Below are 21,678 nucleotides of genomic sequence, written 5' to 3'. Positions count from 1 at the left end.
GCCATGGCGCCCACCCACTCCTCCGCCCTGACCGGGCTGCCCACCGCCGACGAGGCCGTGGCCCACACCCTGCTCAACTGCCTGCTCCGCGAGGTGTCGGGCCCCGAGCACCAGACCGCCGTCGACGACGGCCGGCTGCTGCTGCGCCTGCCACGCCAGGAGACGCTGCTCCGCATCGACCTGCGCCGCACCTCCCTGCTCGGCGCGCACCGCTTCGCCGGACCGGTCGCCGAGCGGCGCGGCGACCGCTGGTCCGAGGTGAGCTGGCAGCGCCTCGCGCAGTACACGCACAGGGAGCTCTCGCTCCGCACCGGCGCGCGCAACGACGAGTTCCTCGCCCAGATCGCCTCCAGCCACCAGGCGGTCTCCGCGGCACTCGCCCAGCCCCGGCCGGCCGCGGGCGCCGCCGGCCAGGACGCGCCCCCCGCCGCGCTCGACGCCTACCTCGCCTCCGAGCAGTCCCTCATCCTCGGCCACCGCTTCCACCCCGCCCCCAAGGCCCGCGGCGGCGACCACGCCGCCTGGTCCGCGTACGCCCCCGAGGCCGCGGCCTCCTTCCCGCTGCGGCTGCTCGCCGTACGCGACCGCCTGATCGTCCAGGAGTGCGCCGAGCCGGGCGCCGCCGACCCGCTGGACCGACTGGGCACGGCGCCCGAGGGGTACCGGCTGCTGCCCGCCCACCCCTGGCAGTACGCACTGCTGCACGACCACCCCGCACTGCGGGCCGCCCTCGGCCGGGGCGACGTCCTCGACCTCGGCCCGAGCCGGACGCCGTTCGCCGCCACCGCCTCCGTGCGCACCCTCTACGACGGCGACGACTTCCTGAAGTTCAGCCTCAACGTCCGCATCACCAACTGCCTGCGCAAGAACGCCAGCTACGAGCTCTCCGGCGCCGTCGCCCTCACCCGGCTGCTCCACGGCGCCTTCGCCGACCTGACCGCCCGGTTCCCCGGCAGCGGCATGCTCCGCGAGCCCGCCTACCGCAGCCTCGCGCTCCCCGGCCCGGACGGCAGACCCGAGCTGGCCCTCCTCGAGGGCTTCGGCGTGATCGTGCGCGAAGGGTTGGACCGTCGCCTGGACCCCGGGCTCACCCCCCTGCTCGCCGCGGCCGTCGCCGACGAGTACCCCACGGGCCCCGGCCATGTCTCCCGGCTCCTGGCCGACTCGGACCCGAAGACCGCGCTCGAGTGGTGGCGCGCGTACGTCGAGCTGCTCGTCCCGCCCGTCCTCGCCGCCTACTTCGACCACGGGATCGTCCTCGAGCCCCACCTGCAGAACGTCCTCGTCTGCGTCGACGCCGACGGCAGGCCCGCCCAGGTCCTCTTCCGCGACCTGGAGGGCACAAAGCTCCTGCCCGAGCACCACGCGGCCGCCCTGGCCGCACTGCCCGCCGACGTCGCGGGCCCGCTGACCTACGACGCCCGGCGCGGCTGGGACCGGGTCGTGTACTGCCTGCTCGTCAACCACGTCGCCGAGATGCTCGCCGCCCTCGCCGATCTGCACCCCGGGAGCGAGACCGCGCTCTGGTCCCAGGTGCGCCGCACGCTCCAGGACCGCGCCGACGCACACGGCCGCCCGCCCCGACTGAACGCCCTCCTCGCGGGGGCGCCCCTGCCCGCCAAGGCCAACCTGCTCACCCGCTGGGCGCGCTCGGCCGACCGGGAGGCGGGCTACGTCCGCCTGCCCTCGCCCCTCGCCGAGGACGTGCTGTCCGGGGCGAAGGCCGCCGACGACGTCTGGAGCGCCCGATGACCGCACCCCTGCTCACGGCGTCCGTCCGCGACAGCGTCCTCTCCCTGGACGCCGGCCGGCTGCCCGCCTACTTCTACGACCTCGCGGCCCTGCGCGCGCACGCCGCCGCCGTCCGCTCCGCGCTGCCCGAGCGAGTCGAGCTCTACTACGCCGCGAAGGCCAACGCGGAGACGGAGATCCTGCACGCCCTCTCCCCGTACGTCGACGGCTTCGAGGTCTCCTCCGGCGGCGAGCTCGCCCACCTCAGAAGCGCCCTGCCGCGCCGCCCGCTCGCCTTCGGCGGCCCCGGCAAGACCCCGGCCGAGATCGCCGCGGCCCTGGAGGCGGGGGTGGAGCGCTTCCATGTGGAGAGCGCGTACGAGCTCCGCATGCTGGAGGACCTCGCCGCCCGGCTGGCGCCCCGCGCGCCCGTCGCGGTCCTGCTCCGCTTCAACCTCCCCCTCGCGGAAGGCTCCTTGGAGTCAAGCGCGCTCTCCATGGGCGGCCGGCCGACCCCCTTCGGCCTCGATCCGGCCGAGGCGGACGACGTGGTCCGCCGCTTCGCGGACGGCGACGTCCCGCACCTCGAGCTGCGCGGCGTCCACGCCCACCTGGCCAGCGGCCTCGACGCGCCCGCCCAGCTCGCCGTCGCCGAGTCCGTGGTGACCTGGGCCGTGTCTCTCGCCGAGCGCCACCGCGTGCCCCTGCACGAGGTGAACGTCGGCGGCGGCATGACGGTCGACTACGCCGACCCGGCCGCCCGCTTCGACTGGCCCGCCTACGGCGCGGGCCTCGCCCGCCTCGCCGCCGCCCACCCCGCCCTGCGCATCCGCATCGAGCCGGGCCGCGCGCTCACCGCGTACTGCGGCTGGTACGCCACCGACGTCCTGGACGTGAAGCACAGCCACGGCGAGGAGTTCGCGGTCGTCCGCGGCGGCACCCACCATCTGCGCACCCCCGCGACCAAGGGCCACGACCAGCCCTGCGCCGTGCTCCCCGTGCCCGCCTGGCCCCACCCCTGGCCGCGCCCCGAGGCCCGCGCGGAGAAGGTCACCCTCGCGGGCCAGCTCTGCACCCCGAAGGACGTGCTGGCCCGCCGGGTCCCCGCGCCCGGGCTGCGAGCCGGCGACCGCGTGGTCTTCGCGCTGGCGGGGGCATACGGATGGAATATCTCCCACCACGAGTTCCTGATGCACCCGAAGCCCAGCTTCCACTTCCTGCACACGGCCGACAGTCCTGAATCCGGGGATCCGGCCGTTTACTGGTGACCGTCAGACCCCACCGACCGCCAGACCAACCGACCGTCAGACCCCACCCGTACGAGGACAGCCACGGAAGTCGATGAGGAGAGAGCGTTCATGACCCTGCGTCGCGTCGTGCCCGACATCCGAGCCGAGGAGACGAAGGAGGGCGGGGGCGGGGGCCGCTTCGGCCTCATAGGCCGGGAGGAGGGCCTGCTCCCCTCCTCCGCGCACGATCCCCGACGCGAGACGGACTCCCGACGCACGGCGGGCTTTCGACTCAGTGCGGACTTCCGACGCACGGCGGTCGACGCCGTCAGCCGCCGCTCATGACGTCCGTCGCGTTCCTGCCGGTGAAGAAGCCCGCCCGGTCGCTGGTGTGGGACGGCGACGATCTCGTCGACGTCGTCGGCGGCCGGCGCCGGTGGAGCGCCGACGGCCGCGAGCACGCCGGGGCCTGGCCGCTGGGCGACCACTACGACCGGGTGCTGGTGTCGCCGTCCGGGCGCTTCACGGTCGTCCACGGCGAACGCGGCGCCAAGGCCCGGGTGCTCGACGGCACGCGGCTCGTACGGAAAGTCGCCCGAGCCTCCTACCACGCGGAGGACTACGACCATCCGATCGCGCTCGGCGCGCTGCCGGACGGCCGCGAGATCATGGTGCACTGCCCCGAGGAGTACAACGTCCTCCAGATCGAGGAGCTGGAGACGGGGCGGCGGCTCACGGCGGGGGAGCGCGCCCCCAAGGACGTGTTCCACTCCCGGCCGCAGATCAGTCCCGACGGGAGGCATCTGCTGGTGGCGGGCTGGGTCTGGCAGCCCTACGGAGTCGTCGAGGTCTTCGACCTGCAACGCGCCCTGGCCGACCCCGCCGTGCTGGACGGCCCGGGGGTGCTGCCGTGGGCGGCGGGCGAGGACGCCGAGGTCGTCTCCGCGTGCTGGCTCGACGCCGACCGCGTGGCGATCATGACGGGGGAGTACATCAACATCGACGACGAGGAGCCTCCCCATCTCGGACCGGGGGAGCTGGGCGTCTGGTCGCTCTCGCAGCGGCGGTTCCTGCACCGCAGCCCGGTCGCCGAACAGCTCGGCATGATGCTGGCGCGCGGGCCCGCCGCCTGTGGGACGGTCGTCTCGCTGTACGGACATCCCCGGCTGGTCGACGTCGCGACCGGCGCGCTGGTCGCCGAATGGCCGCAGGTGAACGCGGCGCGCAGGGAGGGCAGCTACGGGGTCACGCACATACCGTCGACGACGGCCGCGCTGCATCCCGACGGAGGCAGGCTGGCGGTCGCGCAGCCGGACTCGATAGCGGTGATCACGCTGCCGGCCGGCTAGCCGGTTCGCTCTGCTTCCCGGTGGCGGCCGGCCGGGGCCGACGGGGGAGGGCGTCGGATGCCCGAGGGCATCGATCGCCGCTCCGCCGCCGGCCCCCGCCGACCGGGACGCCGGATCGGACGGTCCACCGGGGACCGCTCCGGGAGGGCCGGACCACGGCGGTCGGACCGCGGAGGCCAGCCCCGGACGTCAGACCGCGAGGGCCAGACCGCGAGGGTCTGACCCTCGCGGATCAGCTGTGCATCAGACCTCGGTGGATCAGACCTCGGTGGATCAGACCTCGGTGGATCAGACCTCGGTGGATCAGATCGCGAGGATCAGATCGCCGGGGCCGGGAAGGTCGGGTACTCCACCCCGGAGACGTGCTGGACGACCCGGATGACCTGGCAGGAGTAGCCGAACTCGTTGTCGTACCACAGGTAGAGGATCGCGTTGTCGCCGTCGACCTTGGTCGCGCCGGCGTCGACGATCGAGGCGTGGCGCGAGCCGATGAAGTCGCTCGAGACCGCGTCAGGGGCGCTGGTGAAGTCGATCTGGCGCTTGAGCGGCGAGGTCAGCGACACGTCGCGGAGGTAGTCGAGGACCTCCTCGCGGGTGGTCTCGCGACCGAGCCGCAGGCTGAGGATCGCGATCGACACGTCCGGCACCGGGACCCGGATCGAGCTGCCGGTGATCGGGGCCTTGAGGTCGGGCAGCGCCTTGGCGACGGCGGAGGCGGCGCCGGTCTCGGTGATGACCATGTTGAGCGGCGCGGAGCGGCCGCGGCGGTCGGCGCTGTGGTAGTTGTCCAGCAGGTTCTGGTCGTTGGTGAACGAGTGGACGGTCTCCACGTGGCCGCGCAGCACGCCGTACTCGTCCGCCATCGCCTTCAGCGGCGGCACGATCGCGTTGGTGGTGCAGGACGCGCAGGAGATGACCTGCTCGTCCGGCTTGATCGTGTCGTGGTTGACGCCGTGGACGATGTTCGGGACGTCGCCCTTGCCCGGAGCGGTCAGGACGACCTTGTCGATGCCCGGGCGCAGGTGCTGCGACAGGCCCTGGCGGTCGCGCCACTTGCCGGTGTTGTCGATGAGGATGGCGTTGTTGATGCCGTACGCCGTGTAGTCGACCTCGGACGGGTCGTTGGCGTAGATCACCTTGATCTCGTTGCCGTTGGCGATGATCTTGCTGTTCGCCTCGTCGACGGTGATCGTGCCCTGGAACTGGCCGTGGATCGAGTCGCGCCGCAGCAGCGAGGCGCGCTTGACCATGTCCTCGGCGGACCGCTCGCCGCCTCCACGGACCACGATGGCCCGCAGTCGCAGGCCGTTGCCGGAGCCGGCCTTCTCGATCAGCAGGCGGGCGACGAGGCGGCCGATGCGGCCGAAGCCGTAGAGGACGACGTCGCGGGACTCGCGACGCTCGATCTTGCTGTCGCCCGTGGCGCCGGCGACGGCCTCGGCGGTGAACTCCGCCACCGACAGACCGCGGTCGTCGCTCTTGTACGTCGCGGCGAGCATGCCGATGTCGATCTGGGAGGGGCCGAGATCGAGCGTGGTGAGGGCCTGGAGGAACGGCATCGTCTCGGTGACCGAGAGCTCCCCGCCGGCGATCTGCCGGGCGAACCGGTGGGTCTTGAGGATGCTGACCACCGACTTGTTCACCAAGGAGCGGCTGTGAAGCAGGACGGTCACGTCCCGCTCCCGGTGCAGCTTCCCGATGATCGGGATCATCGACTCCGCGATCTCCTCGCGGTTCTTCCAATTGGTGAACGAGTCGTCATTGACAGTCACAGGTTTATCTTTCGAGCTAGGCGGCGCTCATATGCTAACCCGTCGCCATTTTGACCATTCAACCGGCGCCGCCTGAACGGTCTCCCGTGCCGTGGGGGAGGGGGTGCTACGAGGCGAAGATGTCTCGTTATGCCGCGATATGTGACACGGGGGCGTTGTCGCCGACCGGCCCTGCGTCCTGCCCGAGGGCCAGTGGAGGACTAGAGCGCGACGGCGAGGGCGACAGATGCGGTGGCGAGCCCCAAGTACCCTGCGGAGTAAGCCATGTTGTGGAACACCCGGGCACGGATGTGCACGCCGACGGCGCCCACGAAGAACAGGACGAGCCCTGCCGCCGCGGCGGCGCCGACGCCCCGGAGGCCCAGAAGCCCGAGGAGGAGCCCGGCGGCTCCGGCGGCCTTCAGCGCGGCGAGCCGCGGGAGCCAGGAGTGCGGGACGCCCACCTCCGCCGAGCTGGCGAGGACGGACTCGACTCTCATGAGGTCTCCGACGGCGCTCGCCGCGTTCGCCAGGACGGCGATGACGGTGACGGTCGCGTAGGCAAGGAACATCTGCCTCCCTTTCGGCTGAGGATCGTGTGGGCCTGCGGGCGAGCCGCTGTCCGCCCGCCCAACAAGCCTCATCGCAGCCCGGGTTGGGCGTCCAATACCTGTGTCCATAACCTGGCGTCATGGACGTCGACACCCGCCTGCTGCGCTACTTCGTCGCCGTGGCGGAGGAAGGCACGATCACCGGCGCCGCGGAGCGGCTGTTCGTGTCGCAGCCCGCGCTCACCAAACAGATCCAGCAGCTGGAGGCCCAGCTCGGGGCGAGGCTGTTCACGCGCTCCCGCGCCGGGATGGCCCTGACCGAACCGGGCCGCGTCCTGGCGGAGCGGGCGCCCACGCTGCTGGCCGACTGGGAGCGGGTGCTGCGGGAGACCAGGAGCGCCGCCGACCGGGCGGCCCAGGTGCTGCGGGTCGGCTTCCTGGCCAGCGCCGCCAACGAGGCCACCCAGGGCATCGTCGCCGACTTCGCCCGGTGCCGGCCGGGCTGGCGCGCGGACATGCGACAGGCCGCCTGGTCGAACCCGAGCGCCGGCCTCGCCGACGGGGACGTCGACGTCGCCCTGCTGCGGCTGCCCTTCCCCGGCCAGACCGCCCTGCGCGTCGCGGTGCTGTTCACCGAGCCGCGCTGGGTCGCGCTGCCCGCGGGCCACCCCTTCGCCGCGCGCGACCTGATCCCTTTCCGGGACCTGTGGGAGGAGCCGTTCGTCGCGGCGCCGGCCGCATCGGGCCAGTGGCGGGACTACTGGCTGGCCGCCGACGAGCGCGACGGCCGGCCGGTCCGTGTCGGCGCCGTCACCGAGCACCCGGACGACTGGCTCAGCGCGATCGCCAACGGCTACGGCGTCGCCCTCGCCCCCGCGTCCGCCGCCCGCTTCTACGCCCGCCCCGGCGTCGCCTACCGCCCCGTGAGCGGTGTCAGCCCCAGCCGGGTCGGCGTCGCGTGGACGCCCGCCGACGACGCCCACCCCGTCGTACAGGACTTCGTCCGCTGCTGCCTGGACCACAGGCCGCCGAACGAGGGCGCCCTAGATGCCTGAGCGACGAGGGCGTCGCAGACGCCTGAGCAGCGGGCAGGCCCGGTCTGCCGGCATGGGCCGGTGACCGGGCCGCTGCCGCGGTCTTCCGGCGTCGAGCTGCTGGACGTTCGCCGGCTCCGCCTGGCCGAGGCTCCCGCGCCCTCGCTCTCGCCCGCGGACCGGCAGGCCATGAACCGGGCCTGGGACGAGGCGGTCCGGGCCAATCCGAGCCTGTTCGACGGGCCGGCGGCGGCGTGCGCGGGGCTGGACTGGGACGGGCCGCACAGCCTGGTACTGGCCTGGGCGAGGACGACGTACCGGCTGTACGCCTTGCGTCTCGTCCCCGGCGCCACCTCGTGGCTGCCGTCCCTGTTCGTCTGCGTCGTGCAGCCGACGGACGACGGGCGGCTGCTGGCGGGTCGGATGGGGTCGTCGACGGCCGCCCCCGGCCGCTGGCAGCTGCCGGGCGGATCCGTCGAGCCGCCGGCAGCCCACGCGGCACTCGATACGGCGGCGCTCCGCCGGCATGCCGCCCGGGAGCTGGTCGAGGAGACCGGCGTCGAGACGCCGCCGGGGGACCTCGCCCTGTGGCTCGTCACCCGCGGCGGGAACGGGAGTGTCGGCGTCCTGTTCCTCGCCCCGCCGCGGCCGGCCTCCCTGCTGCGCGAACGATTTTCGGCCCTGGTGTCCTCGGAGACGGCCCAGGGCCGCGATCCGGAACTCGACCGGATCGCCTTCGTCCGCACGCCGGCCGACCTGGCGGGCCTCGACGGACCGCTCGTGGACTACCTGGCGCCGGTCGTCCGCCGGTACGCGGAGCGGTAGCGCGACGCGGGCGAGGTGCGGGCGAGGTGCGGGCTGGGGGACGGTACAGGCGAGGTACGGGCCGGGGTGCGGTGTGGCCGGGGGCATGAACGCCTCACGGCTTGAAATGCGCGACCAGGAACACCACGCGCCGGTTCTCGCGACGGTCCTCCTCGCTCGCAGGCGTCTTGACCTCCAGATCGGCCGCCCCGGCGACGGCCGTGAAGATCGAGGTTCGGCGCAGTTCGGCCAAGTTCGTCGGCGGGGTGATCCCCGACGCCTGGAGGCGCAGAACGATCTGATGGAAGAGCCACTGCACGGCGTTGTCGGCCCGATTCCTGCTCGCCTGGCGCTCGCTCTCCCGCCGCTGCTCGGAGGTGAGGCCCGCCGTGTCGTCCCGGTCGGAGTGGCCGACGACGGTGACCACGCAGAACTGGTCGGCGAACTCCTCCGCGTTGGCCGCGCGGTCCGCGATCTCCCGGTTCACGATGTCCTGCGCGCCCTGGCTCAGGGAGCTCAGGAGCTCCTCGAAGTCGTACCTGCCGGCGTGGTAGCCCGACACGGGGATCTCGACCTCGAACTTGACCATTCCGGCTCCTCTGGTGGACGCGCCGCCTCCCAGCCTCAGACTCAGCCTCCGCCGGGCGGGCGGAGACCGCACGCGGTGTGACCCGTTGAGGCGAGGGGCGCGGGACCGACACGGGGTTCGGGCCGGTGAGCGGCGCGGTGGGTCGAGGCGCCGGGGGCGGCCGAGGCGCGATGATCACGGTCGGGCATGCTGGGCCGGTGACCGTGCTCTCCGGCTTCCTTCCCATCTGGGCGATCACCGCCGTCGGCTGGGCGGCCGGCAGGTTCAACGTGCTCGGGAGCCAGGCGCAGAGCGTTCTGGGGCGGTTCGCCTTCGCCTTCGCCATGCCCGCGCTGCTGTTTCTGACGCTGTCCAACGCCCGGCTGTCCGATGTCGCGACCAGAGGCGTGGCCGTCTTCGCGGCGAGCCTGCTGCTCGTGTTCGCGCTCGGTCTGCTGCTGACGCGCCGGGTGTTCCGGCGGCGTCAGTCCGACGGGGCGATCGGCGCGATGGCCGGGGCGTACGTCAACTCCGCCAATCTGGGCATACCCGTGGCCGTGCACGTTCTGCACGACACCTCGTTCGTGATCGCGGCGGCGCTGTTCCAGACGCTGTTCATCACGCCGCTGATCCTGGTCCTCATAGATCTGGACGTACGGCGCGAGGCGCGCGACCGGTGGGGCCGGATTCTGCGGCTGCCGTTCCGCAACCCCATCATCGCGGCGTCCGCGGCCGGAGTGAGCGTGTCCGCCCTGGGCTGGCGGCTCCCCGCGGAGGTGACCGCGCCGGTGCAGATGCTGGGGGGCGCAGCCGTGCCCGCGGCCCTCTTCGCACTGGGGATGTCCCTCAACGCCCGGACGAAGGGCGGGCCCGCGGGCGCCACGCGAGGGGAGAGCCCCGCACCGCGCGGCGCCCAGGCCGAGAAGCAGCCTGCGACGGCCGCCGCCCGGGTGAAGGACCCCGCGGCGAGCGGCCGCGCCGAGCGCTGGGTGCTGGTCGCCATGAAGCTCGTCGTCCAGCCGCTGGTCGCCTACGCGCTCGCACGGTGGGCGTTCGGCCTCGACGGACGGGAGCTGTTCGCCGTGGTGCTGTGCGCGGGGCTCCCGACGGCTCAGAACGCGTTCATCTTCGCGTCCGAGTACCGCCTGAACTCCGACCTCGCCAGGGACGCCGTACTGCTGTCCACGCTGCTGTCCATGGCATCGCTGTCGCTGATCGCCTGGCTGCTGGCCTGACCCCAGCGCCCCAGCGCCCCAGCACCCCAGCGAGTGATCCGCCTGCTGAGGACGGGCTCCCGCTCAGGGCCGGCTCCCGCCGAGGATCAGCTCATGACCCGGACATGGCCGCGGCCAGCCGCAGATGCGGCGCGGCGTCCGCCGCCCTGCCCTGGCGTTCCAGCGTGCGGCCGAGCATCAGCCGCGCGTAGTGCTCGACCGGGTCGAGCTCCAGCACGGCGCGCAGCTCGGCCTCGGCCCTGCTCAGCTGGGCGGAGTGGTAGTAGGCGCGGGCGAGCAGCAGCCGGGGCGCGACCTGCTTCGGCGCGTCGTCGACGAGCGCGCCGAGGATGCGGGCGGCGGTGACGTATTCCTTCGCGTCGAAGAACAGCTTCGCCCGGCTCCACCGCTCGGCGGCGTCGCCGAACTCGTAGTAGGCGTCGCGCATGTGCTCTCCTCCTCGGGGCCCGGCTCTGGATCCTGCGATCTCCGTACGATCGGCCTCCGTACGACTGGCCCGTACCATCGGCTCAACGGGCGACGATGCTTGAACATTCCACTGATGTCCGAGGCGTGGAGGGCTCACTCCCGCGCCCGTACAGGAATAGGTTGAGAGCCATGAGCAATCTCGATCGCCAGGCCGCCCTCTCCGTCTGCGGCGGGCGTGGCTTCGTCGTCGCCGAGCCCGTCCGCGAACTCCTCAGCCCCCGCAAGGTCCAGCTCGGCGAGTCCACCGAGGTCCGCCGGCTGCTGCCCAACCTCGGCCGCCGGATGGTGGGCGCGTGGGCGTTCGTCGACCACTACGGCCCCGACGACATCGCCGACGAGCCCGGCATGCAGGTCCCGCCCCATCCGCACATGGGCCTGCAGACTGTCAGCTGGCTCCACGACGGCGAGGTGCTGCACCGCGACAGCACCGGCAGCCTGGCGACGATCCGCCCCCGCGAACTGGGCCTGATGACCTCGGGCCGCGCGATCAGCCACTCCGAGGAGAGCCCGAAGCAGCATGCGCGTCTGCTGCACGGCGCGCAGCTGTGGGTCGCCCTCCCCGACGACCAGCGCGACGTCGAGCCGCACTTCCAGCACCACACCGACCTGCCGACGGTCACGGCGCCCGGCCTCAGCGCGACGGTCATCCTCGGCGAGTTCGCGGGGGCGGAGTCGCCGGGTACGACGTACACCCCGCTGGTCGGCGCGGACCTGGCACTGGCCGACGGCGCGGACACGAGCCTGCCGCTGAACCCGGACTTCGAGTACGCCGTGCTCTCGATGTCCGGCGAGGCCCACGTCGACGGCGTCCCGCTGCTCCCCGGCTCGATGCTCTACCTCGGCTGCGGCCGCACCGAACTCCCGCTGCGCGCAGAGTCGGACGCCGGCCTGATGCTGCTGGGCGGCGAGCCCTTCGAGGAGGAGATCGTCATGTGGTGGAACTTCATCGGGCGTTCGCACGAGGAGATCGCGCGGGCGCGCGACGACTGGTCGACCGGCTCCCGCTTCGGCGAGGTGAAGGGCTACGACGGCGGCCCGCTGCCCGCTCCGGCGCTCCCGCCGGTGGCGCTGAAGCCGCGGGGGCGGGTGCGCTGACCTGGGGTGTTGTTCCCGCCGTGAGTTCCCGGCAGGTGCCTTCACTGCGCCCCCTCGCCGGTACTGCGAGGGGGCACAGTTATGCCTGACGTGGGTCGGCCGCTTCGGCGGTCGGCACTTGCAGGTGTTGGCACCTGTGACCAGGTCTGATCAGACACTTGCTGACTTTTTGCTGACCTTACTGATGAGTAATCAGATTGACGGGGTCGCTGACCATGCCAAGCGGTCGGCATCGCGCGCTGGCCGCCAGTCGATCGTCATCAGGGTGCGGAGCGCCGCGGGAAGGTCGTCAAACGCAATGCGGCTGCGCCGGAATGCAGCAATTCAGCGGCATTCGCTACGCGGAGTCGCATCACGCGAAGTCCGACCGGGAAGTCCGCCGCTGGTGGGCGTCCCTTCTGTTTTGTAGCAGCGGCGCACCGACGCCCATGTGGTTGCGGCATTCCGGGCGGATGACGCCAATTCTTTGCTTGGCTTGCGGTGTCCGACCCGGTGCGTAGGTTGTGAGCGGGGGCGGCGATGAGCAGGGCGACCGGCATCAGTGCGACCTCGAGTAGGCAGTGCTTGCTGGACGCCCGACGCCGTTGCGAGGCTGGTGAATCCGTTGATGTCCCGATGACGCATCATGTGGAGTGCGTCGCGATCCTTGAACCGACCGCAAAGGGTGCCTGACCTGCAGGTTCTTCGAGTGTGCATTATGTGCGCTGTGGGCGTTACGGGCGATATCATGACGCATGAGCGACGCACGTGACGCACGTTTGACGCACGTCGGACCCAAAATATGACAGGTCGTCAGACGCGTGAAAGCCGCCTCCGAGCCCGGATGATTTCGGGCACGGAGGCGGCTTTCGCGTACTCACAGAGACCGCACGGCTTGTGTGGCTTGTGTGTAAGGCGAAGGCGCCCTAGCGCGAAGTGCTCGCTGTGGTGCGGGGCGAGAAAGGCTTCCCTCGCGGAAATAGCCCTGCGGTCTGCGACGTTGCCGTCTGGCATCGTGGTCGTGAAGGGGGTGTGGTGGGGCTGAAGTTGTTCAACACGAAAGGCGGCGTAGACGAGGTATTGCCGCATCTTGCTGAGGTCGATGCGGATGTGCAGGCCCTCATCGAGGCGCACATGGACACCATGCTGGGTGTGCGGTTCCTGGCGAGCGAGAACGTCATCGACTGCGTGGATGGCGGGCGGATCGATTCGCTGGGGCTCGATGGGAACGGTGCACCCGTGATCGTTGAATACAAGCGCGGTACCGAAGCTGGGGTGATCAACCATGGCCTGTATTACATGGCATGGCTCACCGCGCACCGGGGTACGTTCGAGGGCCTGGTCCGCGACCGGCTCGGGGCACCAGCCGCAGCCCAGGTTCTTTGGAGCGCGCCCAGGCTGATCTGCTCGCCGGCGACTTCACTCGCTACGACGCCCATGCGGTACGTGAGCACCAGCGCAGCATCGACCTGGTCCGCTACCGGTATTTCGGTAGCGAGCACATCGGCCTTGAGACCGTGGTTTCGGTCACCGGGAATTCGCCTGCGGGTGGGCGGGGACGTCGGCGCGCGGCCGTGCTGTCCGTGCTGCGGACACAGGCCGGCCCAATGGCTGACTTGGCCACGGCGGTCGACGAGGTGCTGACCGGCCTCGGGGCCGGTGTCACCCGGGTTCAGCGCAAGCAGTACGCGGCTACCAGGGATTGCGGAACGTCGCCTGTGTGCTCGCGCCGCAGCAGACCAAGCTCCTTGTCTACCTCAAGGCAGACCCGAAGGAGATTGCCCTTGTCCCGGGCTTCACCCGGGACGTGACGGGGCTCGGCCACTACGGCACCGGCGACCTGGAGCTGCAGCTGCGCACAGAGCGGGACTTGGAGCGCGCCCAGGACCTGTTTCGCCTCAGCTACGCCGCGACGTAGCGCGCCGGCGGCCGGTGCGGTCGTGCGAGGCGGGGCCGCGGCGTTGTGGGTTGCTGTCGTGGTGTTGCCTTTCGACGCGACGGATCGGGAGTGGCGGTGGAGCTATAAGTATTCGGCGGATCCCTGGTTTCGGTAACCGGGGATCCGCCGCTATATTGCCGCGCTCTTGTTTCCGGAGCGGTTGCGGGCGACGGTGGTCGGCTCGCCGTTCTTCTTGACCGTGGGCACCGGAGGGGGAGCCTGTTTGATGTACTGCGAACTGACCCCGAGCCTGGCGAGCGCTGCTTTGGACGGCCCAGCTGCCTCAAGCCGCCCCTATGGTCATCTACGTCAATGGCGATACCAGCGAGCCCACTTGGGCCGGATCAACGAGGTAAGTGCGGCATGAGCCGGGTTACCGACATCCTCTCGACGGTGCCCGCAACCACGCCGAGCAGATGCTCGGCGTCCCCAGCACCTACGGCGTCCTCGTCGAAGCCGAGGCCGCAGCGCAGATCGTCCAGGCCGCTGGCCTGGACGCCGGATAGCCCTTCGGTCTGGCCATCGCCCAGGGCCTGGCCGGCATCGAGCAACTGCCCGTCGAGCAGCAACAGCAACTCGTCCGCGCCGCCGCCCGCCTCTACGCGATCACCGCACCTTCCCTTTCGGCAAGCGCACCGGCCACTTCGCCTCCGCGCCCGGCCGCTCCCGCTGAACCACCGACCCGCTCGCCCACCTTGTTCCCGCCTGTATCCCTTGGAGAGTTCCTTCTTGCGCATCCGTTCTGCTCGCACCCTCCCGGCCGCTCTTGCCGCCGCCGCCACGGTGACCGGAAGCCTGTCCTGGGCGCCGACCGCCTCGGCCCAGAGCACCGATCCCACCCCGTCCGCATCCGCATCCTCGACTCCGCGCAACGCGGCCGAGGCGGAGACCGGCGGCGTGGCCATCCTGAAGAAGGACCCCGGCGGCGACGGGCTCGCCGGCACGTCCTTCACCCTCTTCGACTCCGCGGGCAAGGAGGCCGCCAAGGGCACGACCGACGCCCAGGGGCAGCTCGCCTTCAAGGACCTCGCACCGGGCGTCTACCGCCTCAAGGAGATCTCCAGCGGCAGCAAGCTGCACGACACGGTCGACGACCAGGACGTCACCGTCACCCCCGGTACCGACACACCGCTCACGATCGTCGACCCGTTTCAAGGCCGCCTCGGTCCTGCTGAAGGCCAAGGACGACAAGACCGGCAAGCTTCTGGCCGGATCCACGGTCAACATCGGCAGCGGCGGAAGGTGAGTGTCTGCTCGGTGCCGTCGGCCTGCGCCACCCGGAGCGTGTGCGCGTCGACGAACGTGCCCCGGCCGTCGAACTCGGCGATCTTGTTCTTCTTCATCAGGTAGTGGACGCCCTTGACCCGGCCGTCCGCGACGGTGCAGCTGCGCCGGAACGCCTCGCCGTAGTCGAAGGAGACCGTGCCGTCGACCTTGATGCCGAAGGTCTCCGCCTCGTGCTGGAACACATGCGCCAGCTCGGCGTTGCGCAGCAGCGCCTTGTCGGGATGCAGCCCACGTTCAGGCACACTCCGCCTCAGTGCTTCTCCTCGACGACCGCGACCCGCTTCCCCAGCTGGGCGGCTCGGACGGCGGCGACATAGCCGCCCGGCCCGAGCCGAGGACGACGACGTCGAAGTGCGCGTTCTGCGCGTCCATGGAACGTTCCCTTCTTGCCACGCCTCGCGGCGCAGACACACCGACGATCGGGCTCGTGATCCTCGGGTTCGAGGAATGGAAGCACCGTTGTTACCAACCGGTTGCGGCGCGGGAAGATTCCCTCCGTATCTCCGTCCCGACAGAGCGGCGGCAGATCGACAGAAGCCGCAAGTTTTTGCCGTGACAAGGCGAACCATTCGAACCCGCTTCCGCGTATAGCACAATGCAGCTGTTGGAAGGTCTGGGAAGCGACGGGCTGCAGAGCATCGTCGCCTCCACACGAGGGCTGTCCCGGAGGGACGGCACCTTGACGGGGGGGAACGGGCGGGGGCCATGAGGCCGGTCGGGCACGTGCTGCGTCGTGTGTCCGCGCCGGGCCGGTGATCACCGCTCCGCGACGCCGGACGCCGGAGGATGCCGGGCTCGCCGTCGAGCGCTTCACACGGGGCCGGGGAACTGCTGCGCGGGGCGACATCGGCGATCGCCCCTGCCGCCGCACAAGGAGAGGGAGAGCCGTCCGGATGCACAACAAGGAGGCTGTACAGGTGCCACCGGACCAGGAACGGAGGGTCGCGGGCCGCTACCTTCTGCTGTCGCGCCTCGGCGAGGGCGGTATGGGAACGGTGTGGCGTGCCCGCGACGAGTCGCTGCACCGGGACGTGGCCGTCAAGGAGGTACGTGCCCCCGCCGGGCTGTCCGCCGCGCACATCGAGCGGATGTACACTCGGCTGGAACGCGAGGCGTGGGCCGCCGCCCGCATCCCCAACCGCAACGTGGTGACCGTGTACGACGTGGCGACCGACGACGGCCGCCCCTGGATCGTCATGGAACTCGTGCGCGGGCGCTCACTGGGAGACCTGCTGCGCGCCGAAGGACCGCTGCCCCCGCAGCGGGCGGCGCGGATCGGCGCCGAGATCCTGTCCGCCCTCCGCGCCGCGCACGGCGAGGGCGTGCTGCATCGCGATGTGAAGCCCGCCAACGTGCTGCTCGGCGACGACGGCAGTGTCGTGCTCACCGACTTCGGCATCGCGATGGTCGAGGGAGAATCCTCGCTGACCATGACAGGCGAGGTCGTGGGCTCCCCCGAGTACCTTCCGCCCGAGCGAGCCCTCGGCCGCGCTCCGGGTCCCGAGTCGGACCTGTGGTCGCTCGGCGTTCTGCTCTACGCGGCCGTGGACGGCCACTCCCCCTTCCGTCAGAACACTCCGCTGAGCACCCTGCGCGCGATCGTCGATGACGAACTCCCCGCACCACGCCGGGCCGGACCGCTCACCCCGGTCATCGAGGGGCTTCTGCGCAAGGAGCCCACCGAGCGCATGAGCGCCGAGACGGCCGAGCGGGAGCTGCGGTTGGTCGCGGCGGGTGGCGCGGACCGGACGGCTCCGCCGGCCCCGGCGGTTGGGGCGGCCGGAGCGGAAGCGCCCACGAGGGCTGACGTGGAAGCCCCAACGTCCGACACCTTGGAGGGCACGACGGCAGGCGAAACCCGCACCGTCGGGGACGCGCAGACGGTGGGCGACGCGCCGACGGTGGGTGACGCACGCGCGGTGGGCGAAGCGGCAACGGTCGGTGACGCTGCGACGGTTGGTGACGCTGCGACGGTTGGTGACGCTGCGACGGCTCACACCTCGGCCGGGACATCGCCTGCTCAGCCCACTCACTCCGCTCAGCCTGCTGAGTCGCCTGCGTCTCCACGGGCCCCTCAGCCCACCCTGCCCGTACCGACTCCCTCAGCCACGCCGCACCGGCCGGCGGCCGCCGAGGTGTCCGCCGCCACCGCACCGCCCGGTGTCTTCGGCCCGCCCGTCCCCTTCGAGCCGACGCCGCCCGATGTCCCGCGCAGGCGCCGACGGACCATTGCCGTGATCGCCGGCGTGGTGGCGTGCGCCGTCCTCATCGCCGGGCTGAGCTACGCGCTGGTCAATCACGGTCACGACGAGGGCGGGAAGGACAAGGCGAACTCGGGCGCGACGCCCGGCACCGCTCCGTCGCCGGGTCGGGCCGGGCAGGATGCCTCCGCCTCGCAGCAGGTGCGCGCGACGGTGACGGGCGTGAACACGACCTACGTGGGCGCGTGTTCACCGCCGGCGGATCAGGCCCCAACCTTCACGGCGACGTTCGCCGTGGACCAGGTCCCGGCCAGGATCACCTATCGGTGGGTGTCCAAGGACGATTCGGTGGTCGACCGCGCGTGGCGCACCCTCACCTTCCCGGCCGGCGGAGACCGCACGGGCCAGAACGTCGTACAGCTGACGGCGTACTCCAGGGCCGGAACCTTCACCAGCGAGATCGGCGTGGAGGTCAAGGGCCCCCTGGGGACGACCTCGAACACGGTCCCGTTCTCGATCACATGCCAGTAGATCGCCAACTCCCGGACGAAAACAGGGACTTCCCCTTTTCCGACGGGCTGCCACCATGGACGGAGCGGCCGGACAGCGGCCGCTCCGGCTCAGTGGTCCACGATCGGTTGAACCGCACCCGGACACAACCAGGTGTATGTCCCGGGGTGGTTCACCCTCACTCGGGACCGGCCGCCACACGCGGCCCGTCCCCGTATCCGTCGTTTTTCTCGAGTGCCGTTCACAAGGAGTACGCAGGTGCCGTCGATCATCGTGGGACGTACGGGTCCCTTCACTGGTCAGAGTGTGGTTCTGGACGGTTCACCACTGACCATCGGCCGTAAGGGCGACAACGGCATCGTGCTGGTGAGCGTCAACGCCTCCCGTCTGCACGCCGAGATCGTCACCGAGGACGCCGGCTTCGTCCTGTACGACCGCGACAGCCGCAACGGCACGTACGTCAACGACGAACGCGTCACGCGGCACGTACTGCGCCCCAACGACTGCATACGGATCGGCGACGAGACCTTCCTCTACGAGGCGCAGGACGCGATGGAGACGGTCATGGACCTCTCCCTGCTCAACTCCCCGCGCATCGAGCCGAGCCCGGACGCCGGCACCCTGCGGGTCACGGTCACCGGCGGCGGCCCGGTCGGCCTCGCCTTCGCCCTGGCACTGGAGGAGCAGCTCCGGGGACGTGTGCAGATCACCGTCTACGACGCCCGGTGGCGCAAGGAGGGCTCCACGATCGTCTGGAAGGACGAGCGGCACAGCAACGTCCGGCGCCAGCAGGTCGTGACCGTGCAGAGCCGGCAGTACCTGGCGCTGTCCGAGGAGGTCCGCTCGGCACTGTTCGACAACACGGACGGCTACTCGGAGATGTGGCCCGTCGGACCGGACTCCGTGGACGGCCGTCCGCCGCGCAACATCCGAATCGCCTACGTCGAGGACCAGCTGCTGGAGCTGGCCAACAGACGCGCGGGCATCAGGCTGGTCCCCCAGCGTTTCGACGTGGAGGAGCAGCAGAACCGGCTCGCCCAGGACCATGTCCTCGTCATCGCCGAGGGCGGGCGTTCCCGCACCCGCGAACACTTCGCCGACCGCTTCGGGGCGGCCGACGCCTCCATCTACTCCCTCGACGGCGAGCACCTGCGGGATGTCGTGCTGGGGCTGCGGGTCAAGTCGACGCTGCCGGACCCGATGAGCGTCCTGCTCACCGTGTCCCAGAACCGTTTCCTGCTCAACTCGCTCCGCGGCGAGGGCTTCCTGAACATGCGGCTCACCCGCGAGGAGGCCGAGGACGTGATCGGCATCGATCCGGTCCGCAAGGCCTTCGAGGAGTGCATCGCCGCCCGGCCCTGCGTCATGACCCGGGGCGAGCACCACGAGTTCGTCTGTCCCACGCACGGAACCCTGTTCCTGCCGGCCCTGCTCCAGGGTTCACCGCTGTGGAAGCGGATCCTGGAAGGGCTCAAGATGTTCGGGGTGCCCGAGAAGGACCTGTCGGCGGTCACCTCGTTCCGCCTCGACATGGTGCAGCGCCCGCGCTTCACGGCCCAGCTCAGCCGGCCCACCGCGAAGACCCCGGGCACCTTCGGCTTCCTGCTGGGCGACGCGGCGAACGCCATCCACTTCTGGCCCGGCCGCGGCCTCAACAGCGGTCTGGCGTCGGCCACTTCGCTCGCCCGCTCGCTCAGCCGGGTCTGGCAGGGCCGGCCGCTGCGCGACGCCGACTTCATCCGCCACGAGGCGGCGATGTCGATGCTTCAGTACCGGCACAAGTCCCGGGCCTGGAACGCGATGGTGGCCACGGACGACGAGGGGGTCACCCGCGCCATCAAGGACATTGTCGCCCGCAGCATGGGCCCGGCCGACGGCTCCGCGGTACAACGCCCCGACCTCGAACTGCTGTTCGACCGGATGGTCGCCATCCGCGAGCGGTTGTCGTCCCGCCTGCCGGGGATGCCGTCCGACGAGGTGCTGCGCGCCCATCTCTCCACGCTGGCCCCGGAGACGTTGCGGACGCTTCAGGAGAGCGGGGCATGGGACACGTTGATCGTGAGCGGCGAGGAGGCCGACATCGACATCTTCTACCAGTCGGAGGTCCCGGTCTTCGTCCCCCGCCCACCCGACCCCCGCACGGACGTCCCGCCGCACGTGCCGCAGGAGGCGGCGTTCCTGAACCCTCACAACGCGGGGCCGGCGGTCGCGTCGTCGTGAGGGAGGCACGGTGGGGGCGCGTCCGGTAGGAGACCGCCCCCTCCGGGGGTCGGCGTACGGGAAGGCTGCGAACCACCCTGCGCTGAGCAGGTCCTGCGCCGATACCGGCACGGTGTGTCCGAGACCGAGCCCGGACGCCCTGACGCCCTGACGGCGAATCGACTATGATGGCCCGCGTTCCACGCACGATCACGAGGTGTCCGAGGCACCCGGTTCCTTCGCGCGGTTCGGCAAGGACCAGGACGGGACGTTGCGTACGTCCGAAGACAGGTGATCGCTGTGACCTGTCGCATCGATGTCGAGCTCCCGACGCGGCCCGGCCGGACCGCGAATGTCACGTCCTCCACCGCGGCGATCTCACCGAACCGCTTGAGCGTCACGCACCCTCGGGCGGAGACCGCTGCGGTGTCGCTCATCCCTTGCTCGCCCGCCTGTTCGCGTTCATCTGGTACACGCAGATGAAGATGAAGGCGGTCGAGGCACCGATCAGGACCCACTGCGCGGGCCCGTCGAGCGCGGCGCCGACAGGCATGAGGATCAGTGCGAGCAGCCCCGTCATCATGGTGAGCGACTTGTTCGACGGATTCCGGTTTCCGGTGTTCGACATGAGGTTCTCCCTTGCTCCTTTCTGAGGATGTTTCACGCTCCGTACGCCCGGGCCCCGGACGGTCGGAGGCCGTCCGGGGCCCGGGCGTGTCACCACTGTTGACACCGCGAGGGGCTCACGCCCCCGGCGGGTAGCAGGTAGAGGCAGCCACCCGCGCAGCCAAGAGACTCTCTGAGTGGCGGCGCAGCGTACCTGGCAACCCATCAGGAAAGGCGCCCGAGGAGCGTCACTCGAGCGTCAGGATTTTGCCTCGCCACCGGCCCAAGCGCCGCCACGCACTCCACATGATGCGTCATCGGACAAGACACTGCTCACGCTGACCACCGGCGCCGACGGAACAGCCACCGGCAAGCTGCCCATCAACTCCCGTATCGGCACGGACTTCTGGGTCAAGCAGGTGAAGGCGCCCGCCGGCTAGGACGTCTACAAGCCCTCGAAGGCGTTCAAGGCCAAGCCGGGCGATCCCGTGACGGTGACCGTCACCAACGCCAAGACTGCCACCACCCCGCCGCCCACGGACAAGCCGACCGAGAAGCCCACCGAAAAGCCGAGCGACAAGCCCACCCAGGACAAGCCCGGCAAGGACGAGGACACCCCGGCGCCTTCCGCCTCGGGCATCCCAGCCGCCGGCGAGACCGCGTCGAGCACCGCGGCCCCCGACCCCGAGGGCTCGCTCGCGCACACCGGCGCCGACGCCACCCCGTGGCTGATCGGCGGCGGCCTCCTGATCGCCGCTGGCGGAGGCGCCCTCTTCGCGGCCCGTCGCCGGCGCACGGACACTCCACCGACGACGGCTCCACCGCGAGCTGACCTGACCTGACCTGACCTGACCCGCGCCGCCGCGAGCGGATGCACCCCGCAAAGCCCCCGGAATCCTTCGATTCCAAGGGCTTTGTCGTGAGCGCGTGTCCGACGCGAGCGGAGGCGGGGCGTCACCCGCTGCTCACGCGTAGCGCCCGCCGAATCGTGAAGACTCGTACGGATATTCGCCTTCAAGAGTGGACTCGCCATCCCGTTGGGGTCGGCTGGTGCCGAACACCAGTGCGATGTCGCGGGCGTGCGACACACTGCCGCCGGTATCAGCTTCCCCGCACCAGAGGAGCCGTCCCCGTGACCGAGC

The 21,678-nt window shown here is 71.0% G+C and carries 18 protein-coding genes and 3 pseudogenes; 14 read left to right on the top strand and 7 right to left on the bottom strand.

Translation table 11 applies throughout. The features are described 5' to 3' along the window. The first annotated feature begins 3 nt into the window (after window positions 1–3). The 4 genes from AB0M39_RS14905 (at window position 4) to AB0M39_RS14890 (ending at window position 4,309) form a co-directional block, all read left to right on the top strand. The gene (locus AB0M39_RS14905; protein ID WP_365364108.1) at window positions 4–1,752 is read left to right on the top strand and encodes an IucA/IucC family protein; all 1,749 of its coding nucleotides are present in this window, start codon (window positions 4–6) and stop codon (window positions 1,750–1,752) included. Continuing rightward, window positions 1,749–2,999, top strand: coding sequence for a type III PLP-dependent enzyme (locus tag AB0M39_RS14900; RefSeq protein ID WP_365364105.1), 1,251 nt, complete (start codon window positions 1,749–1,751; stop codon window positions 2,997–2,999). The genes AB0M39_RS14905 and AB0M39_RS14900 overlap by 4 nt, the downstream gene beginning before the upstream one ends. 90 nt (window positions 3,000–3,089) lie before the next feature. Then, window positions 3,090–3,305 (top strand): hypothetical protein, encoded by a 216-nt coding sequence (locus AB0M39_RS14895; protein ID WP_365364103.1) that lies wholly within the window; start codon window positions 3,090–3,092, stop codon window positions 3,303–3,305. Beyond that, window positions 3,302–4,309, top strand: coding sequence for a hypothetical protein (locus tag AB0M39_RS14890; protein WP_365364101.1), 1,008 nt, complete (start codon window positions 3,302–3,304; stop codon window positions 4,307–4,309). The genes AB0M39_RS14895 and AB0M39_RS14890 overlap by 4 nt, the downstream gene beginning before the upstream one ends. A 317-nt stretch (window positions 4,310–4,626) precedes the next feature. On the opposite strand, the gene AB0M39_RS14885 is transcribed toward AB0M39_RS14890, so the two are convergent. Then, the gene (locus AB0M39_RS14885) at window positions 4,627–6,081 is read right to left on the bottom strand and encodes a glyceraldehyde-3-phosphate dehydrogenase (RefSeq protein WP_365364099.1); all 1,455 of its coding nucleotides are present in this window, start codon (window positions 6,079–6,081) and stop codon (window positions 4,627–4,629) included. Window positions 6,082–6,281: 200 nt separating this feature from the next. After that, window positions 6,282–6,632: a DoxX family protein gene (locus tag AB0M39_RS14880; protein ID WP_365364097.1), complete on the bottom strand. Its 351-nt coding sequence runs from the start codon at window positions 6,630–6,632 to the stop codon at window positions 6,282–6,284. A 119-nt stretch (window positions 6,633–6,751) separates the two neighbouring features. Here AB0M39_RS14880 and AB0M39_RS14875 point away from each other — a divergent pair, with 119 nt between their 5' ends. Further along, a complete protein-coding gene (locus tag AB0M39_RS14875; protein ID WP_365364095.1) occupies window positions 6,752–7,666 on the top strand; it encodes a LysR family transcriptional regulator in 915 nt (304 codons plus the stop codon). 60 nt (window positions 7,667–7,726) lie between these two features. Continuing rightward, window positions 7,727–8,470: an NUDIX domain-containing protein gene (locus tag AB0M39_RS14870; RefSeq protein ID WP_365364092.1), complete on the top strand. Its 744-nt coding sequence runs from the start codon at window positions 7,727–7,729 to the stop codon at window positions 8,468–8,470. Between the two features lie 94 nt (window positions 8,471–8,564). On the opposite strand, the gene AB0M39_RS14865 is transcribed toward AB0M39_RS14870, so the two are convergent. Continuing rightward, window positions 8,565–9,038: a hypothetical protein gene (locus tag AB0M39_RS14865; protein ID WP_365364090.1), complete on the bottom strand. Its 474-nt coding sequence runs from the start codon at window positions 9,036–9,038 to the stop codon at window positions 8,565–8,567. Window positions 9,039–9,235: 197 nt separating this feature from the next. On the opposite strand from AB0M39_RS14865, the gene AB0M39_RS14860 reads away from it, so the two are divergent. Beyond that, window positions 9,236–10,252: an AEC family transporter gene (locus AB0M39_RS14860; protein ID WP_365364088.1), complete on the top strand. Its 1,017-nt coding sequence runs from the start codon at window positions 9,236–9,238 to the stop codon at window positions 10,250–10,252. A 91-nt stretch (window positions 10,253–10,343) separates the two neighbouring features. On the opposite strand, the gene AB0M39_RS14855 is transcribed toward AB0M39_RS14860, so the two are convergent. Further along, complete coding sequence (locus tag AB0M39_RS14855; protein WP_365364086.1) at window positions 10,344–10,679, bottom strand: tetratricopeptide repeat protein; 336 nt, start codon at window positions 10,677–10,679, stop codon at window positions 10,344–10,346. A 170-nt stretch (window positions 10,680–10,849) separates the two neighbouring features. Here AB0M39_RS14855 and AB0M39_RS14850 point away from each other — a divergent pair, with 170 nt between their 5' ends. Beyond that, on the top strand, window positions 10,850–11,815 hold the full coding sequence (locus AB0M39_RS14850) for a pirin family protein (protein WP_365364084.1): 966 nt from the start codon (window positions 10,850–10,852) through the stop codon (window positions 11,813–11,815). 1,011 nt (window positions 11,816–12,826) lie between these two features. Beyond that, window positions 12,827–13,712 (top strand): annotated as a pseudogene (locus AB0M39_RS14845) (transporter). Between the two features lie 365 nt (window positions 13,713–14,077). Here the strand turns inward: AB0M39_RS14845 and AB0M39_RS14840 are convergent. After that, window positions 14,078–14,302 carry a hypothetical protein gene (locus AB0M39_RS14840; protein WP_365364082.1) on the bottom strand — a complete coding sequence of 75 codons (225 nt, stop codon included), beginning with the start codon at window positions 14,300–14,302 and terminating at the stop codon, window positions 14,078–14,080. Between the two features lie 160 nt (window positions 14,303–14,462). Between AB0M39_RS14840 and AB0M39_RS14835 the strand changes: the two are divergent. Then, window positions 14,463–14,970: pseudogene (locus AB0M39_RS14835) on the top strand (SpaA isopeptide-forming pilin-related protein); the annotation flags it as partial. Between the two features lies 1 nt (window position 14,971). Here AB0M39_RS14835 and AB0M39_RS14830 read toward each other — a convergent pair. Next, window positions 14,972–15,392: pseudogene (locus tag AB0M39_RS14830) on the bottom strand (FAD-dependent oxidoreductase); the annotation flags it as partial. 521 nt (window positions 15,393–15,913) lie between these two features. On the opposite strand from AB0M39_RS14830, the gene AB0M39_RS14825 reads away from it, so the two are divergent. Together AB0M39_RS14825 and AB0M39_RS14820 are read left to right on the top strand one after the other, a co-directional pair. Then, the gene (locus tag AB0M39_RS14825; RefSeq protein WP_365364080.1) at window positions 15,914–17,752 is read left to right on the top strand and encodes a serine/threonine-protein kinase; all 1,839 of its coding nucleotides are present in this window, start codon (window positions 15,914–15,916) and stop codon (window positions 17,750–17,752) included. A gap of 237 nt (window positions 17,753–17,989) precedes the next feature. Further along, on the top strand, window positions 17,990–19,951 hold the full coding sequence (locus AB0M39_RS14820) for an FHA domain-containing protein (RefSeq protein ID WP_365364078.1): 1,962 nt from the start codon (window positions 17,990–17,992) through the stop codon (window positions 19,949–19,951). 412 nt (window positions 19,952–20,363) lie between these two features. Here the strand turns inward: AB0M39_RS14820 and AB0M39_RS14815 are convergent, their stop codons facing one another. Beyond that, window positions 20,364–20,558 carry a hypothetical protein gene (locus AB0M39_RS14815; protein ID WP_365364076.1) on the bottom strand — a complete coding sequence of 65 codons (195 nt, stop codon included), beginning with the start codon at window positions 20,556–20,558 and terminating at the stop codon, window positions 20,364–20,366. A 175-nt stretch (window positions 20,559–20,733) separates the two neighbouring features. Between AB0M39_RS14815 and AB0M39_RS14810 the strand changes: the two genes are divergently transcribed. Further along, window positions 20,734–20,976, top strand: a complete 243-nt coding sequence (locus AB0M39_RS14810; protein ID WP_365364074.1) for a hypothetical protein — start codon at window positions 20,734–20,736, stop codon at window positions 20,974–20,976. 54 nt (window positions 20,977–21,030) lie between these two features. Next, complete coding sequence (locus AB0M39_RS14805) at window positions 21,031–21,378, top strand: LPXTG cell wall anchor domain-containing protein (RefSeq protein ID WP_365364072.1); 348 nt, start codon at window positions 21,031–21,033, stop codon at window positions 21,376–21,378. The last annotated feature ends 300 nt before the right edge of the window (window positions 21,379–21,678 follow it).

It is taken from the genome of Streptomyces sp. NPDC051907 (assembly GCF_040681075.1).
In the GTDB taxonomy this organism is placed as follows: domain Bacteria; phylum Actinomycetota; class Actinomycetes; order Streptomycetales; family Streptomycetaceae; genus Streptomyces.
Note: the sequence above shows the minus strand (reverse complement) of the source record. Positions and strands in the feature narration are given on the sequence as shown.

Coding starts and splice junctions, on each gene's coding strand:
- AB0M39_RS14825 (WP_365364080.1), top strand. CDS start 15,914: ATGCACAACAAGGAGGCTGTACAGGTGCCACCGGACCAGGAACGGAGG.
- AB0M39_RS14815 (WP_365364076.1), bottom strand. CDS start 20,558: ATGTCGAACACCGGAAACCGGAATCCGTCGAACAAGTCGCTCACCATG.
- AB0M39_RS14905 (WP_365364108.1), top strand. CDS start 4: ATGGCGCCCACCCACTCCTCCGCCCTGACCGGGCTGCCCACCGCCGAC.
- AB0M39_RS14875 (WP_365364095.1), top strand. CDS start 6,752: ATGGACGTCGACACCCGCCTGCTGCGCTACTTCGTCGCCGTGGCGGAG.
- AB0M39_RS14890 (WP_365364101.1), top strand. CDS start 3,302: ATGACGTCCGTCGCGTTCCTGCCGGTGAAGAAGCCCGCCCGGTCGCTG.
- AB0M39_RS14865 (WP_365364090.1), bottom strand. CDS start 9,038: ATGGTCAAGTTCGAGGTCGAGATCCCCGTGTCGGGCTACCACGCCGGC.
- AB0M39_RS14880 (WP_365364097.1), bottom strand. CDS start 6,632: ATGTTCCTTGCCTACGCGACCGTCACCGTCATCGCCGTCCTGGCGAAC.
- AB0M39_RS14895 (WP_365364103.1), top strand. CDS start 3,090: ATGACCCTGCGTCGCGTCGTGCCCGACATCCGAGCCGAGGAGACGAAG.
- AB0M39_RS14855 (WP_365364086.1), bottom strand. CDS start 10,679: ATGCGCGACGCCTACTACGAGTTCGGCGACGCCGCCGAGCGGTGGAGC.
- AB0M39_RS14850 (WP_365364084.1), top strand. CDS start 10,850: ATGAGCAATCTCGATCGCCAGGCCGCCCTCTCCGTCTGCGGCGGGCGT.
- AB0M39_RS14900 (WP_365364105.1), top strand. CDS start 1,749: ATGACCGCACCCCTGCTCACGGCGTCCGTCCGCGACAGCGTCCTCTCC.